Genomic DNA, 16232 nt, shown 5'->3' with positions numbered 1-16232 from the left:
TTTGAAATTACTGCAGTTGTATGAGGACGTCTGCATCTTACCAGACCAAGACTTAGTACAAGAGAATGCGAACGTGGACGGTAAATCCCCGCTCGGGAAACTAGCACGACTTTCTTCGGAAGTGTCGAAAGAATTGTCGCAGACGTATTTGATGTCGGAGCGATCAAAACAGGCCGTCACTGATAACTATTTATATGTGCACGACGCCGACTATTACATCACTGGCTCGACGACATGTTGTCAAATTCCACTCGGTCAATTATTAAAAGATGGATTCCATACGGGGCATGGAACGATCCGGTCACCAAAGGACATTCGCTCTGCCATGGCACTCGCGTCGATCATCCTTCAAGCGAATCAAAATATGCAGCATGGGGGGCAGGCCTTCCCGATGTTTGACGTCGATTTGGCACCGTATGTCGAGAAGACATATGAGCGTCAACTGAGCCGACTCCAATCCTTACCCGTTGACTGGGACGATGCGCAATTGAAACAACTCGCGGAAGAAGAGACGATCTCGGCGACGTATCAGGCGTGTGAGGCGTTCATTCACAATGCGAACTCGATGCATTCACGAGGTGGCGGTCAAGTCCCGTTCGTTTCGATCAATTACGGGACGGATACCTCAAAGTGGGGACGGATTCTCATTCGTGAGCTACTTCGTGCCACGGAACGGGGATTAGGGAATGGGGAGACTCCGATTTTTCCCATTCAAATCTTTAAAGTAAAAGAAGGCATCAACTTTCGGAAGGACGATCCGAACGTCGATCTTTTCCGTGAAGCGTGTCGGGTCACCGGAAAACGTCTCTTCCCGAACTTCTCCTTCATCGATGCTCCGTTTAATGCCGCTTACTATGATGGGACGCATGCATCTGAAGTGGCATATATGGGTTGCCGCACTCGGGTCATGGGAAACCGACACGGAGAAGAGACGTCGATCGGTCGTGGCAATCTTTCCTTTTCCACACTCAACTTGGTGAAGATGGCACTTGTCTCGGAGTCGATCTCGGATTTTTACAGCATTCTCAACCGATATGTCGACATCGGGATCGAACAGTTGGTCGAGCGTTTCGAATATCAATGTACGCGTCGCGCTGAAGAATTTCGTTTCCTCTACACACAAGGTGTCTGGCGTGGAAGTGAGCAGTTACATATTCATGATGAAGTCCGAGACGTATTGAAACAAGGAACGCTTTCACTCGGTTTCATCGGACTCGCTGAAACGTTGAAGGTGTTGACGGGAGGTACACATGCTGAGTCGCGTGAAGCGGAGCGACTCGGTCTTGACATCGTCACGCATTTGGCCAATCGCATGCGTGCGGCAGCCGAAACGTACGACTTGAACTTTTCGTTGCTCGCGACACCGGCAGAAGGATTGTCAGGTAAATTTGTGACGCGAGACCAGGAAACGTTTGGGATGATTGAAGGTGTCACTAATCGTGCCTTTTATACAAATTCATTCCACGTGCCGGTCTATCAGTCTGTATCAATTCGTGAGAAAATCCGAATCGAGGCACCGTATCACGCATTGTGTGACGCGGGACATATTTCATATGTCGAAGTCGATGGGTCACTTGCCCACAATGCGGAAGCGGTGGAATCGATTGTCCGCTTGATGCGACAGCATGATATCGGCTACGGTTCCATCAATCATCCGGTCGATCGTTGCGGAAATTGTGGGTTAGAAGGACTGATTGACGATGCCTGTCCGACGTGTGGCGAGGATACAAACATTGAACGAATCCGCCGCATCACCGGTTATTTGGTCGGGACGATGGACCGTTGGAATACGGCGAAGCGGGAAGAAGAACGGGCGAGGGTGAAACACGATGCGCATTCTATCCGTCGTTGAAGAATCGGTCGTTGATGGACCAGGCATTCGGACGGTCATCTTTACTGCCGGCTGTCCCCACCATTGTAAAGGGTGTCATAATCCTTCCTCGTGGAATCCAGACGGTGGCGATGAGATTGAAGTGGATGAACTTGTCCGTCGCATAAAAATGAGTGGCTGGGACGGCGTGACCATCTCTGGAGGCGAACCGTTCCTGCAATCGTCAGCGCTGGCAGAACTCGTCACGGCGTGTAAGTCGCTCGGTAAAAACGTGTGGGTGTATACCGGTTATACGATCGAACAGTTGGAAGCGATGCAGGACGAAGCGATTCAAACCGTGTTAGATTACGCTGACGTCCTCGTTGATGGCCGCTTTGAGAAATCGCTACGAGACATGGGACTCCGCTTTCGGGGATCGAGTAATCAACGCATCATCTTCTTGAATAAAGTGTAATCGAGGCGGAGATGTCTCGATTTTTTGTATAATGATGAAAAGGGGGAGTTTTAATGAAATGGTGTAGTTTTGAGATGCAAGAAGAGCAACGAGTGGGAATCGTCGAAGGTGATTTCGTCTTTGATGTCAGCAATCAAGTACATACGACAAACTTATTAGAGGTAATTGCCCGTGAGTTCGAACCGGATATCGATTTGGACGTGGCGCCATCATACCGAGTGACGGAGGTGAAATTACTCGCCCCGTACCGTCCATTGAAAAACGTGATTTGTATCGGCAAGAACTACGAAGAACACGTGAAAGAGATGGATACAGCAGGAGCAGGGAAACTCGTCATCTTCACGAAAGCACCGACCTCGGTCGTCGGTCCGGAAGCGGTCATTGAGCGTCATCCTGAATTGACGGACAAACTTGACTATGAAGGTGAGCTCGCCGTCATCATCGGCAAGTCTGGACGAGACATCGAAGCGGTCGAGGAGCACATTTTCGGTTACACCATTCTAAACGATGTGACGGCTCGAGACGTGCAAAAAGAACATGTCCAATTCTTCCGTGGCAAGTCGTTCGATACGTTTTGTCCGATGGGACCGTTCGTCGTCACACCGGACGAGCTCCAGTTCCCTCTCCAAATCAAAACAAGTGTCAATGGGGAGACGCGTCAAGATGGGACGACAGACGATATGATTCGTCCGATTGATGAACTCATTCGTACACTGTCGAAAGGCATGACGCTCGAAGCGGGCGACGTCATCGCGACGGGTACACCAGCCGGAGTTGGGCACGGGATGACGCCACCGACGTATCTACAAACGGGAGACACGGTCGAAGTGACGATTGAAGGTCTCGGTACGTTAAGAAATGTGATTGTCTGAATGAAATGACGTAAAATGTGAAGAATCTTGTAATTCATTTATCATTTTATAAATGAGTGTTCCTCTTCGTTATAGTAAGGGTAGAAGATAACACAGAGGAGATGAATCATTATGGATCGTCACGATCAATCAAATGAACACGATCAATTACATGAATCAGAGCAACAAAAAGATTGGTTAGATACAGAACTCGGTTCATCCAACCGAGAAGAGACAAAAGTACGAACACAATCAAAACCGTCATTCGTCAGCCGTATGTTCCCGGGACTTGTCGGTGGAGTCATCGGAGCGTTGTTGACGGGCGCAATCGCATATCCGTTCATCGACCAACCGGCTACGAGTGTGAGTGATACGAACGTGACCTCGCAAGGGACTCCGGTCCAGACGTCATCAAATGTGTCTGACTCTTCGGTCACGAATGCCGTCGCGACCGCTCAACCTGCAGTCGTCACCGTGAACAACTTCGCCCAAACTGGCTTCTCGAGTGAGGCGGTCGAGGCTGGAGTCGGATCAGGTGTCATCTATAAAAAAGAAGGCGACTCGGCATTTATCGCGACGAACCATCACGTTGTCAACGGCGCGGACAAGCTGACGGTCACCTTTAATGACGGAACGACTGCGGAAGCGACACTCATGGGAAGTGACGCGACGTATGACTTGGCCGTCTTGAAAGTGGACGCTGACAAAGTACCGGCCGTCATCTCAATCGGCAAATCGAGCGAGTTAAAACCGGGTCAAACGGTCATCGCCATCGGGAATCCGCTCGGACAATTCGAGAACTCCGTGACACGCGGTGTCGTCTCATCGACGTCACGTCTCGTGCCGGTCGATACGGATGAGAACGGACAGGCCGACTTCAACGCTGAGGTCATTCAAACGGATGCGGCCATCAACCCAGGTAACTCGGGTGGTGCGTTAATCAACGAAGAAGGACAACTCGTCGGAATCAACTCGATGAAGATTGCGACGGCAGAAGTCGAGGGAGTCGGCTTCTCGATCCCAGTCGACATCGCCCTTCCGCTCATCAATCAAATCGAACAGACGGGAGAAGTGAATCATCCGTCACTCGGCGTCTCACTTCGTGACGTATCAGAGTTCCCTCCAGGTTACTTGACGGAACAAATCAACTTGCCTGAATCTGTGACGGCGGGAACGATTATCGTAGAAGTGCAGCAAAACAGTTCAGCCGCAAAAGCGGGTCTTGAGGCGCGTGACGTCATCGTGAAAATCAATGACAAAGACGTCAGCTCGTTCATCGACCTCCGTAGTGAATTGATTCGAGATACGGACGGAACGGTCGACATCGAATATGTCCGTGACGGAAAAACAGAGACGGTTCAAGTCGAGATTCAAAACGCGAACGGTTCTGCATTGTAAAAGGTGGGCAATAAGCCCGCCTTTTTTGCTATGCTTATACAAAAGGAGGATGAGTTATGGTACGAAATTTATATGGGGTGTTACTCTTCGGGGCAGGGGTATTACATTTTGTCAAAGAGAAGGCGTTCATGTCGATTATTCCGAAGTCATGGCCGTTCCGTCGGTTGATGGTGCAACTGAGCGGAGTCGTAGAAGTCGTCTTCGGGGCGATGCTCTTACTGAACAAGGGGACGACGTTCGTAAAGATAACGCTACCGGCATTCTTTATCGCCGTCTTCCCAGCCAATATCAACATGGCGGTCAAACCTTCTAGAATCGGTGGGAAAGTCATTCCGAAATGGGTTACATGGGGACGACTCCCGCTTCAATGGATTCTTATCAAAGGTGTCAAAAAAATCTAAAGGTGTGGAGATACATATGACAAACGTACTCAAGTGGTTTGAACATTTTCATGCTCATCCAGAAATCAGTTGGAAAGAAGTCGAGACGACTCGAACAATCGCATCCATCTTATCAGACTGGTCGATTCCCCATCGAACGTTTGAGGACGTGACCGGAGTAATCGCGGAGATTGGATCGGGAGAAGAGGTGATTGCGGTCCGAGCCGATATCGACGCGTTATGGCAACAAGTGGACGGTACGTTTCGAGCGAACCATTCATGTGGGCACGACGCGAACATCAGTATGGTGCTCGGTGCGCTCGAACAGTTGAAAGACGAAGCGTTACAAAAGCGAATCCGTTTCATCTTCCAACCTGCCGAAGAGCAAGGAAACGGTTCGCTCGCCATGATCGAACGAGGTGCGCTCGAAGACGTGACGCAACTGTTCGGGATTCATTTGCGTCCGATAGAAGAATTGAAAAAGGGGCAATACGCGGCGGCAATTCAACATGGGGCTGCCTTCTTCCTAAAAGGAGAAGTGCTTGGAGATGATGCCCATGGAGCGAGACCACATCAAGGGCAGAATGCACTCGATGTCATCTTCACGATTCAACACATGCTCAAAAGCATTTACTTGTCACCGTTTGAGCCACACTCCGTCAAGTTGACAAAAGTCCATGCTGGAAGTGACAACATGAACATCATTCCAGGAAATGCGACGTTCTCGATTGATGTCCGTGCTCAACAAAATGAAGAATTGCTCGAACTGCGCAATCGTGTCGAAGACATGTTACTCCAGGTCGGTCAGCTTCATCGTGTGAAACTTGAATGGGAGTGGCAAGACTTTACACCGGGAGCCGTCGTTGGGGAAGAGTCTAGCCAAATCGCCAAGCGAGCGATTGAGAAACGCTTCGGTGAATCGGCTCTCGTTGAACGGATCGTCACGTCAGGTAGCGATGATTTTCATTTTTATACCGTTGAGAAACCGTCACTTGATGCAACGATGATTGGCATCGGCGCTGATTTAGGTCCAGGTCTTCATCATCCGCATATGACGTTTGACCGTGACGCGATAGAAGATGGGGCACGCCTGCTCGCGGATGCGCTCCGGATTGCAGCAACATAAATCAAGATGGGTGGGATAGACAGATGTCTGTCCACTCATTTTTTTATTGCATCCACTCCTTGTAAGCGCTATCATAACGTTATTAGCGACAATATAACGACAATTCTGAATTCTCGCTATAGGGGAGGAAGTTAGATGGAAACAACGGGGAACAAGCAAGACATGAAGTTAGGGTGGGCACTCTTGCCACTCGGGGTGATGATCGTCGTCATGCTCATCTCGATCGTTAAGCTCGGTCAAGGTCCACACATTCCGCTCATCGTCGGAACGGCAGTCGCTTCAATCGTCGCCTGGCGTCACGGTTTCAAGTGGAAAGAAATTGAGGAGATGATGTATAAGGGGATTCGACTCGCCTTGCCGGCAGTCGTCATCATCATTTTGGTCGGGTTGACGATTGGGGCATGGATCGGTGGAGGCATTGTTGCCACGATGATCTATTTCGGACTGAAGATCATCTCGCCGGCATACTTTTTGTTAACCATTTGCCTCATCTGTGCGGTCGTCGCGCTCTCAATCGGGAGTTCATGGTCGACGATGGGGACGATTGGAGTAGCGGGGATGGGCATCGGGCTGAGTATGGGGATACCGGCGCCGATGGTAGCGGGGGCTGTCATCTCAGGAGCTTACTTTGGGGATAAGATGTCGCCTTTGTCAGACACGACAAACTTGGCGGCAGGATTAACTCATACGAATTTATTCGTACATATTCGGCACATGCTCTATACGACAATTCCAGGACTCATCATTGCACTCGGGGTATACGCATGGCTCGGTAGACGATTTGCAGATTCTTCGACAGACTCGTCTGAAATCACACAGACATTGACGATTTTAGAGGACAGTTTTGTCATCTCACCATGGTTACTCCTCGTTCCACTCGCCGTCATTTTGCTCGTCGCAAAGAAGGTGCCAGCGATTCCGGCGCTCGTCGTCGGGATTGCACTGGGCTTCTTGGCTCAAGTGTTCATTCAAGGTGGAACGCTCGCTGACAGCGTAGGCGCTCTTCAGAGTGGTTATGTCATCGAGACGGGAAATGAACTGGTCGATAACCTCTTCAGTAGAGGTGGTCTTGATGCGATGATGTACACGGTCTCGATGACCATCGTCGCGATGACGTTCGGGGGGATTTTAGAATATTCGGGAATGCTACAATCTATTATGAACCAAATTTTGAAATTGGCGAAAACGGCAGGTTCGTTGATTGCTTCAACGATTTTAGCTGGGATTGCAACGAATGCGACGTGTTCGGAGCAGTACATCTCAATCGTCGTCCCGTCGAGAATGTTTGCTGGAGCATATGAAAAAATGGGACTACAGTCGAAAAACTTATCTCGTGCCCTCGAGGATGGAGGGACGTTGACATCCGTTTTTATACCGTGGAACACGTGTGGGGTATTCATCCTCGGCACACTTGGGGTCGGAGCTTTCGAATATGCACCGTACGCCGTCTTGAACTTCATCGTACCAGTCATCTCGATTGTATATGCCTTTACGGGATATACGATTGAGCGCATGGCAGTCATACAACTGGAAGAACCTGTCGCAGAACAAGCGGCTCAATAAAACGATTCCCGGTCGTTAATCGACCGGGAATTGAAATTTATAGACGGTACGCGGACGACCTTGGCTGTAGCTCATTTCTTCGCCAATCCGATGAACAAGTTTTGCATCAACCAATTTTTTGATGAGTCGCTCTGTCGTACGACGTGTCACGTTTAAATGGTCGGTCAACTCTTTCGCTGTAAACTCGAGATGGTCCGTTGAAAAGTGAATGAGCTTTTCGATATTAATCGGACTCATACCCGTCTGTTTCATCATGTCATAGACACGCGTTTGCGTGACACGGAAATGAATCGGTGCCGGTTGATCGGTGAACGTCATTCGTTTTGAATCGTCGACGATTCGTATAGTGGAATTACTTGTCGTATGAAGTGCAAGTTCGGCATGCTCAATGGCACGTTGATAATCGGACCCATACCCGATACCTACATGACCAGGAGTTTCCTCTGGCAAGATGAAACCGTTTGACATGGCGGATTCAATCTTTCCTTTACTCGATAATAGGATGATGCCGTCTTGAGTGGACTCCATCAATTTACCACCGAAATAATGATGTTTTGTCGTATGGTTGAGCGTATCTTCACTTGCCTCCGAGTAGAAGAGCACAGCGAGTTGTGACTGGTCCAATTTGTTCAAACGAATCTGTTGAATAAAATCATGGAAGTGGTGGAGAATTCTCTCTTCTGGCTCTATCATGAGCTGACTAGCAAAACCATTTTCCACTAAGTGTCGATGGACTCGTTCGACACTTGTCAAGGCGAATCGAGTCGTCCCAGTTCGTTGAAGTTGCTCATGAAACGAAATCAACTCTTCGAAATTCATATACGGACTGAGTTCTTTCACTTGCGGTGGCGACATGTGGCTTGGAAACGATGCTAAAATCGAATCAAGTCGTGACGCATCAACGAGATCGATAGAGAGATGTTCGAGTCGAAGCTGTTGTGTCAATGTCACATATAAGAGTGACGTCAATAACACGACATCATCTTGAACGACGTGATGGGCAAATGGAAGGGTCACTTCCTCCGTCGCATACGTATAAGGGAATGAACCGGAAAAGAACACTCCGTCGAAAAATAGGAGATGCGTAGCGATGTCTTTCGCTTCTCGCGGGTCATCATAAGGAAATCCCTCGATTCGAACATCGGGTAAGGAAGAACCGTTCTGTACCTGTTGTATAAACGATGGTGAGCCGACAACGGCGATATGGATGGACATGTAAAATCCCCCTTGCAATTTAGCGACTATATAACGACAATATAGAGGAAAGGACAGTTGAAGTAAAGGAGTGATGAACATGAATATTCAAAAAATAGAAATTTTCTCGGTTCGCTTTCCATTAAAGGTACCATTCATCGTCAGTTATCACCGTTATGATGATATGCCTTCTGTCATCGTCAAAATGACAACCGCATGTGGACTTGTCGGTTATGGAGAAGCCGTGGCGGATGAGCATGTGACGGGTGAGTCCGCTGAGAGCACGGTCAGCGTCCTCCGTCATCTATTGGCTCCGCTCTTAATCGGAAAAAATCCGATGCACCTAGAGCATATTCATGACGAGATGGACCGTGCGATTCGTGGTGTTCCGGCTGCCAAAGCAGCACTTGATATCGCGTGTCATGATGTGATCGGGAAAAAGCTGAATCAACCAATCTACGAATGGATTGGCGGTCGGTACCATGAATCATTCCCTGTCACTCACGTCTTGAGTATCGGAGAGCCGAGCCATATGGCACAAGAGGCACTCGAACAAATGAAACGAGGCTATAGAGCAGTGAAGATGAAGGTCGGAGTCGATGTGCAAACGGACGTGGCGCGTGTCAAGGCGGTACGGGAAGCGGTAGGAAATGACGTGCCGATTCGAGTTGACGTTAACCAGGGATGGATCAACGCGGCCAATACGGTTCAAGCCATGCGTCTACTCGAACCGTATGGAATCGACTGGGTCGAACAACCGGTCAAGGCGGATGATTTTGAAGGCATGCTCGAAGTGAAACAAAAAATCTCAGTCCCGCTCATGATGGATGAAGGGTTGAAAGATATTCACGATATGAGACGCTTGACGATGATGCAGGCAGCCCATAAAGCGAACATCAAGCTGATGAAGTGCGGTGGCATCTATCCAGCGAAGAAGTTGGTCCATATGGCGGAGATGTCCGGAATCGAATGCCAGATTGGTTCTATGGTCGAATCCTCCATTGCATCGAGTGCAGGATTCCATGTCGCTTTCTCGAGTAAAATCGTGAAGACGGTCGAGTTGACGGGTCCGCTCCGGTTCGGGAAAGATGTAGGAAACTTATCATATGATTTACCAATCATCTCGCTGAACGATCGTCCGGGACTCGGTATTGACGTCGATGAGGACGTGTTACGTGAATTGACGACGGAATCTTACGTGGTTGGAGATGAGTCGCATGTGGCAAGGTGAGATCAAAGACCTTTCACTTCATGTATGCGTCCTAGGCTTGTCGGATTTACCGGAACTGTTAGCCGTTCAAGATACGGTCATTCAGGCGTTGGCTGAACCGGAGCACTATCAATCGTTATCGGTTGAAGAGTTCACGAAACTGTTGACGGATCAGACGTTGATTGGGGCAAAAGCAGATGGTCGGATTATCGCGTTCCGAGCGATGCTCATCCCACCGATTGATGCGGAGCATCTAGGGCGAGATATCGGATGGCCGGAGGATTCGCTTGAACGTGTCCTGTATCAGGAAGTGACGAACGTCCATCCAGACTTCCGTGGATATGGACTACAGACACATTTAGGCAAACTGTTGATGGCACAAGTGGAATCGGATGATCGATTCGATGTCGTCTGTGCAACTGTCGCACCGTTCAATATTCCAAGCATGAAAGACAAGTTCACGCTTGGACTCCGAATCGGGGCGTTGAAAGAAAAGTATGGCGGGAAACTCCGCTATATCTTTTACAAAGAGATGCATCGTTCGTGGCATCCCACATCAGAAGTGATGGATGTGCCGATGAAAGAACGGATGAAACAAGTTGAGTTACTCCAAACTGGTTGGATCGGGACGGGCATGATGAAACAAGGGGAACAGTGGATTGTTCGATATGAGAAGTAAAAAATCCTCGTCAGCTTGACGAGGATTTTGTTCATTCGAGAACGAAGAGTACATCATTCGCGAATTTCTCATACGTACGGTCACTCGGGTGGAACTGGTCGGTCGCAAGGTCTCTTGATAAGTCAGAGATGTAGGCGAACGGGTCGATCACATCGATATTCTGCGCATTCGCCAATTGTTTCGCGGATGCGTTCCAATCGAGGATGAGCTGATTGAATGCTTGTCCATTCTCATCATTTTGAAACGGATTGTATAGACCGATATACACGATGGTTGCTGAATCGTTGAGTGATCGAATTTCAGTGAAAATCGTTTCTAAATTCGTCTTCGCATCCGTGACCACTTGTTGAATATCGACGGATTCGAAGTTATCGACGTTTTCCCCACGGTTGAACAAATCGTTTCCACCGATGGTCAACGTGATATATCGTGCGTTCTCAATCGTTCGACGCACTTCAGGTTGCTCGAGTTGTGTGAGTAAATCTTCTGTTCGTGCCCCAGACACGGCAAGGTTTTGCGTACGTACGCCTTCTTCTTCAAGAGCAGTGCTGACAGGCTGTACATATCCTGCGCCTGATGTTGACCCCACACCGCGTGTCAACGAATCGCCTAATGCGACGTAGACGTCTCCTTCTGGCTCGGGACGTTCATCTTCGGAGACGGAAAGTGTTCGCTCCGGCGGATTGACGATATCTTGATAGCCGATCCATAGACCGTAGACGGCGATTCCCGTTAAAAGAACGGCGCCACTTAAAAATGCATACCATTTCGACTGTTTCATGGGCTGACCTCGCTTTCTATATAAACATCATATCAAATATAAATGGATGTGCCCTATGTGAATGTTCGAATAGGACAGATTCGCTTTTGTCCGATAGAATAAAGAAAGAGGTGAGACAATGGAACCGACGTTAAAGCTACATCAACTAACTAAAGTGATTGGGAAAAAGACGATTATCGATAACATTTCGTTAGACGTCTACCCGGGTGAGGTCTTCGGATTTTTAGGGCCGAACGGCGCCGGGAAGACGACGACGATTCGAATGATTGTTGGCTTGATCAAACCGACGAAAGGAAATGTATCGATTTGTGGGTATCGTGTCGACAAACAATTCGTCCAAGCGATGAATCAAATCGGCGCAATCGTCGAGAATCCAGAGCTGTATAAGTTTCTATCCGGACGTGAGAACTTAGAAGCGTTCGCACGCATGTTACCTGGCGTCGATGATAAGCGAATCCAAGAAGTCATTGACCTCGTCGATTTGACTGCTCGAATCGATGATAAAGTGAAGACGTACTCTCTCGGGATGCGTCAGCGGCTCGGGATTGCCCAAGCGTTATTAAACAATCCACGGGTGCTCATCTTGGATGAGCCGACGAACGGGCTCGATCCGATGGGGATTCGGGATTTACGACTTTTCATCCGTCGTCTCGTAGAAGAAACGGGGCTGAGTGTTCTTGTGTCGAGCCACATCCTAGCTGAAATTGAGCTATTAGCGGACCGAGTCGCCATCATGTCGCGAGGCAAGATTGTCAAGGTGGGGACGGTCCATGCTTTGATTGAAGAACTCGCGTCAACGGTCGACTTACATGTGACGAATAGCTTCGAAGTATTGCCGATCGTTCAAGGGTACGAAGGAATCGACCAAGCGGACGTGGTGGACGAACGAACGATTCGTATTTCCATGAACGTGGAAGAGACGGCGAAGTTAAATCGATATTTGATGGAAAGAGATGTCGAGGTGTTCGGACTCGAGCGCCGAGTCCAAACGTTAGAGGACCTCTTCATCACGTTGACAGGCGGTGATCACATTGCCTAATCCATCGATGCTCGGCCTCATTCGTAATGAAGTGCTCAAGATTCATCGGAAACGCAGATTGATGGTCGTCTCTATCATCTTGATCGTACTTGTTTCGATGTTCACGTATGCGAACTATCGTCAAATCGAGAAACAACGCGAAGAACAAGGAACGATTGATTGGCGTGTCGATCTCCAGCAAGAAATCATCGATACACAAAACCGACTCGCCTCCGCGAACGTCCAAGACGAGTTTCGGCAGATTCTTGAGTTCCAAGTCCAACAGAATCAGTATTATCTTGATAATGATATCAATCCGAATTATCCGGGAGCTCCGACGTTTATGCGCGTCTTCTTCTCCCAAGGAACTACGCTTGTCCTACCGCTGTTCATTATTGTATTGATGGCAGATATCGTGAGCGGAGAACATAATGATGGAACGATCAAGACGTTGTTATCGCGACCGGTCCGGCGATATAAGGTCTTGCTCGCCAAATGGCTGACGACGCTCCTTTATACATCGATTTTAATATTTGTGACCGCCGTCGTCAGTTACGCCATATCCGGCATCGTTCTCGGCTGGGATGGATGGAATGCTCCGATTTTGACCGGTTTCCAAGCTTCGCCGACCGGAACCTTCTCGACCGACTTTGTGCATACGTTGCCGATGTGGGAGTACCTGCTTATGTCGATGGGTCTTTCATGGCTCGTCGTGGCTGCGGTCGGGACAATTTCTCTCATGATTTCTGTCTTGGTGAAAAATACGGCGACTGGAATCGGAATCATGATGGCTGTCCTCATCTCGGGGCCACTCTTGACATCGCTTGGCTCAAACTGGGATAGCTCGAAATACCTGGTGAACGTCAACTTCGGTCTTCATACCTATTTGGAAGGGCAGGCTCCTCCGATTGATGGGATGACGTTACCGTTTTCGCTTCTCGTCATTCTCATTTGGTCGATGGTCGCCTTGGCGTATGCGTTTTACCACTTTACCCAAAAAGATGTGTATTAATTATTCGTGCTCCTTTCCTAAAGGAGCACGAATTTTTTTTGGATAAAATTAGGTCGTAAATAGAATGAATGGTTCTAAATACTCAATATTATGAATTATCAAAATAATTAAAAAGATGGATACAGCCTTTGTGGGAAAGTGTGTAAAGTAAGAATCATCACAAAGGAGGTAAACACATGAAAAAAGTTGTTTCTACATCACTAATCGCAGGCGTCTTGCTCGTCCCACAATTGGTCGGTGCGGCAGAATTGAAGTCAGGCACTCTGACGAAACCATCAGAAAGTGCGCCGACAACCATTGTAAAAGAGTATGTCAAATCAAAGGGTGAGTTCAAGACGATCGAGTCGAAATCAGACAAAGTCGGGAAAGTGGTTAAACTCCAACAGACAGTTGATGGCGTGCCCGTATTCGGTGGTGTGGTAGTCGGTGTCGTAGATGAAGCGGGTCAATTGAAGACAGTCGTGGATGATGCGAAATCGGTCAAAAATCTACATAAGTCAATCAAGTTAACTGAAAAGAAAGCCATTGCGAGTTACAAAAAGCTTGTCGGTCATAAAGGGGCCTACGAGCTCGAACCGGAAGCAGAATTGATTGTCTATCCAAAAGGTGACAAGTCGGTCTATGCATATCAAGTGACCGGAACGATCCTTGAAGCGGAAGAGCCATCACGTTGGACATACTTCATCGATGCGGGGACGGGTGAGGTACTCAATAAATTCGACCAGTTGGCTCACGCGAGACCGACGAACGGTGTGACAGGTACGACCTATACGGGAACGGGAATCGATGTTCTCGGCTACAGCCAAACGTTCAAGACAACGAAGAGCGGATCTTACTATTATCTCCAAGATTCAACGCGTGGGAAGGGAATCTATACGTACGATGCGAAAAACCGTACGACACTCCCAGGTTCGCTATGGGCTGACGTGGATAACGTCTTGAACACGACTTATGACCGTGCCGCTGTCTCTGCACACGTCAACGCGACAAAGACATATGATTTCTACAAAAACACTTACGGACGGAACAGCTATGACAACGCCGGAGCTGCATTGAACTCAACGGTTCACTATAGCCGTAGCTACAACAATGCGTTCTGGGACGGAAGTAAGATGGTATACGGAGACGGAGACGGTCAAACGTTCACGTATCTTTCAGGTGCGCTTGACGTAGTCGCTCACGAATTGACTCACGCGGTCACGGAGTACACGGCAGGATTAATCTATCAAAACGAGTCCGGGGCGATCAATGAAGCAGTATCGGATATCTTAGGTACAGTGGCGGAATATAGCGTCGGCACAAACTTCGACTGGTTGGTAGGGGAAGACATCTACACACCTGGTGTAGCGGGCGACGGACTTCGTTCGATGGCGAACCCGGCTGCATACGGTGACCCAGATCACTACTCGAAACGTTACACAGGCACACAAGACAATGGTGGGGTTCACATCAACTCAGGTATCGTCAACAAAGCGGCATACCTCTTAGGTAACGGTGGATCGCACTACGGCGTATCGGTGCAAGGAGTAGGAGTCATGGCGATGGGGGATATCTATTACCGTGCCCTCAATGTTTACTTGACACCAACGTCTAACTTCTCAAGCCTTCGTCAAGCGGTCGTACAATCTGCGAAAGACCTTTACGGTGCGACAAGTCCGCAAGCGGTATCAGCTGCGAAATCATTTGACGCTGTCGGAATCTACTAAGTTCTCAACATCTCTTCCGAAATTTTCGGAAGAGATTTTCTTATGCAGTTTTTGGGTAAATCAAGGTTGAACGTCGAGCGAAAAGGAGAACGAGTATGAACACGAAGGATTTTATTGTGTCACCGGACAGCAAGATTCAATTAGATGATTATCCGACGACAGTTTCAGACAAACCGAAGGATGAGACGTTGACGACTGAACTCATTCCGAACAGTGTTGAGCGATTAAAAGAACTACATTGGCGATTATATGCCGAGAGTAAGAAAGGGATTATCGTCGTCTTGCAGGCGCTTGATGCGGGTGGGAAAGACGAAGCGATCAGCTATATCTTTTCAAATTTGAATGCCCAAGGACTGAAGACGAATGCGTTTCAAAAACCTTCCGATACGGAGAAAAAGCACGACTATCTGTGGCGAATGCATGATTTGTTACCTGAAAGAGGACAGGTCGGAATTTTAAACCGATCCCATTACGAAGAGGTCATTGCGCCTCGTGTCCATGATTTGTTGGGGGACGAAGTACTTCCGGAAAAAATGGACCAGGAAGAGGTCTGGCAGATGCGCTATCGTCAAATCAACGATTATGAACGCTATTTACATGAAAACGGATTCGAAGTCATCAAGTTCTTTTTCAATGTATCTAAGGATAAACAACGAGATCGCTTGCTTGAGCGGTTAAAGGATCCGAAAAAGAATTGGGAATTCTCCTTCAGTGACATCGAAGAGCGGCAGCATTGGGAAGAATATCAAGGAATCTTTGCCGAGATGTTGTCGCACACATCAACGGAAGTCTCACCCTGGTATGTATTGCCGGCAGATGATGAGTGGTATAGTCGTTTTATTATTTCGTCAGTCATGATTGAAGTTCTTGAACGCATTGATCCACAATATCCGACTTTCACGGATGAGGAACAAGAGCGAATCGACGAGGCCATCCAAACCCTTGAGAATGAGTAAGGCGTGGCGTTCTCGTGAACACTTAAAAATCCCCTTGCACTGAAAGCGAATTCAAGCTAAAGTGATACAGTAG

15 protein-coding genes are annotated in these 16232 nt (G+C 48.4%); 13 read left to right on the top strand and 2 right to left on the bottom strand.

What is annotated here, in order from left to right; genetic code table 11:
* Position 1 precedes the first annotated feature (1 nt).
* From KNO79_RS07300 to nhaC, 7 genes are all read left to right on the top strand, one after another.
* On the top strand, positions 2-1852 hold the full coding sequence (locus KNO79_RS07300; protein ID WP_214690989.1) for an anaerobic ribonucleoside triphosphate reductase: 1851 nt from the start codon (positions 2-4) through the stop codon (positions 1850-1852).
* Positions 1830-2285 carry an anaerobic ribonucleoside-triphosphate reductase activating protein gene (gene nrdG, locus KNO79_RS07295; protein WP_214690988.1) on the top strand — a complete coding sequence of 152 codons (456 nt, stop codon included), beginning with the start codon at positions 1830-1832 and terminating at the stop codon, positions 2283-2285. The genes KNO79_RS07300 and nrdG overlap by 23 nt, the downstream gene beginning before the upstream one ends.
* A 53-nt stretch (positions 2286-2338) precedes the next feature.
* Complete coding sequence (locus KNO79_RS07290) at positions 2339-3157, top strand: fumarylacetoacetate hydrolase family protein (protein ID WP_214690987.1); 819 nt, start codon at positions 2339-2341, stop codon at positions 3155-3157.
* 111 nt (positions 3158-3268) lie between these two features.
* Complete coding sequence (locus KNO79_RS07285; protein WP_214690986.1) at positions 3269-4534, top strand: S1C family serine protease; 1266 nt, start codon at positions 3269-3271, stop codon at positions 4532-4534.
* A 56-nt stretch (positions 4535-4590) separates the two neighbouring features.
* Positions 4591-4935, top strand: coding sequence for a DoxX family protein (locus KNO79_RS07280; protein WP_214690985.1), 345 nt, complete (start codon positions 4591-4593; stop codon positions 4933-4935).
* Between the two features lie 16 nt (positions 4936-4951).
* Positions 4952-6040, top strand: a complete 1089-nt coding sequence (locus KNO79_RS07275) for an amidohydrolase (RefSeq protein ID WP_214690984.1) — start codon at positions 4952-4954, stop codon at positions 6038-6040.
* A 162-nt stretch (positions 6041-6202) separates the two neighbouring features.
* Positions 6203-7603 carry a Na+/H+ antiporter NhaC gene (gene nhaC, locus KNO79_RS07270; RefSeq protein ID WP_374193978.1) on the top strand — a complete coding sequence of 467 codons (1401 nt, stop codon included), beginning with the start codon at positions 6203-6205 and terminating at the stop codon, positions 7601-7603.
* 15 nt (positions 7604-7618) lie between these two features.
* On the opposite strand, the gene KNO79_RS07265 is transcribed toward nhaC, so the two are convergent.
* Positions 7619-8818 (bottom strand): hypothetical protein, encoded by a 1200-nt coding sequence (locus tag KNO79_RS07265; RefSeq protein ID WP_214690982.1) that lies wholly within the window; start codon positions 8816-8818, stop codon positions 7619-7621.
* A gap of 79 nt (positions 8819-8897) precedes the next feature.
* On the opposite strand from KNO79_RS07265, the gene KNO79_RS07260 reads away from it, so the two are divergent.
* Both KNO79_RS07260 and KNO79_RS07255 read left to right on the top strand, forming a co-directional pair.
* Positions 8898-10028, top strand: coding sequence for a mandelate racemase/muconate lactonizing enzyme family protein (locus tag KNO79_RS07260; protein WP_214690981.1), 1131 nt, complete (start codon positions 8898-8900; stop codon positions 10026-10028).
* Positions 10015-10686, top strand: coding sequence for a hypothetical protein (locus KNO79_RS07255; protein ID WP_159562216.1), 672 nt, complete (start codon positions 10015-10017; stop codon positions 10684-10686). The genes KNO79_RS07260 and KNO79_RS07255 overlap by 14 nt, the downstream gene beginning before the upstream one ends.
* 31 nt (positions 10687-10717) lie before the next feature.
* Here KNO79_RS07255 and KNO79_RS07250 read toward each other — a convergent pair whose 3' ends face one another.
* Complete coding sequence (locus KNO79_RS07250) at positions 10718-11467, bottom strand: GDSL-type esterase/lipase family protein (protein WP_074037116.1); 750 nt, start codon at positions 11465-11467, stop codon at positions 10718-10720.
* Positions 11468-11585: 118 nt separating this feature from the next.
* On the opposite strand from KNO79_RS07250, the gene KNO79_RS07245 reads away from it, so the two are divergent.
* The 4 genes from KNO79_RS07245 to KNO79_RS07230 all read left to right on the top strand — a co-directional run bounded on the left by KNO79_RS07245 (position 11586) and on the right by KNO79_RS07230 (position 16159).
* Entirely contained in the window at positions 11586-12506 is a 921-nt protein-coding gene (locus KNO79_RS07245) for an ABC transporter ATP-binding protein (RefSeq protein ID WP_012726176.1), read from the top strand.
* Entirely contained in the window at positions 12499-13497 is a 999-nt protein-coding gene (locus tag KNO79_RS07240; protein ID WP_251125236.1) for an ABC transporter permease, read from the top strand. The genes KNO79_RS07245 and KNO79_RS07240 overlap by 8 nt, the downstream gene beginning before the upstream one ends.
* Positions 13498-13673: 176 nt before the next feature.
* Positions 13674-15203: a M4 family metallopeptidase gene (locus tag KNO79_RS07235; RefSeq protein ID WP_159562219.1), complete on the top strand. Its 1530-nt coding sequence runs from the start codon at positions 13674-13676 to the stop codon at positions 15201-15203.
* A gap of 95 nt (positions 15204-15298) precedes the next feature.
* Entirely contained in the window at positions 15299-16159 is an 861-nt protein-coding gene (locus KNO79_RS07230) for a PPK2 family polyphosphate kinase (RefSeq protein ID WP_214690980.1), read from the top strand.
* The last annotated feature ends 73 nt before the right edge of the window (positions 16160-16232 follow it).

The organism is Exiguobacterium sp. s43 (genome assembly GCF_018617255.1).
Taxonomy (GTDB): domain Bacteria; phylum Bacillota; class Bacilli; order Exiguobacteriales; family Exiguobacteriaceae; genus Exiguobacterium; species Exiguobacterium profundum.
Note: the sequence above shows the minus strand (reverse complement) of the source record. Positions and strands in the feature narration are given on the sequence as shown.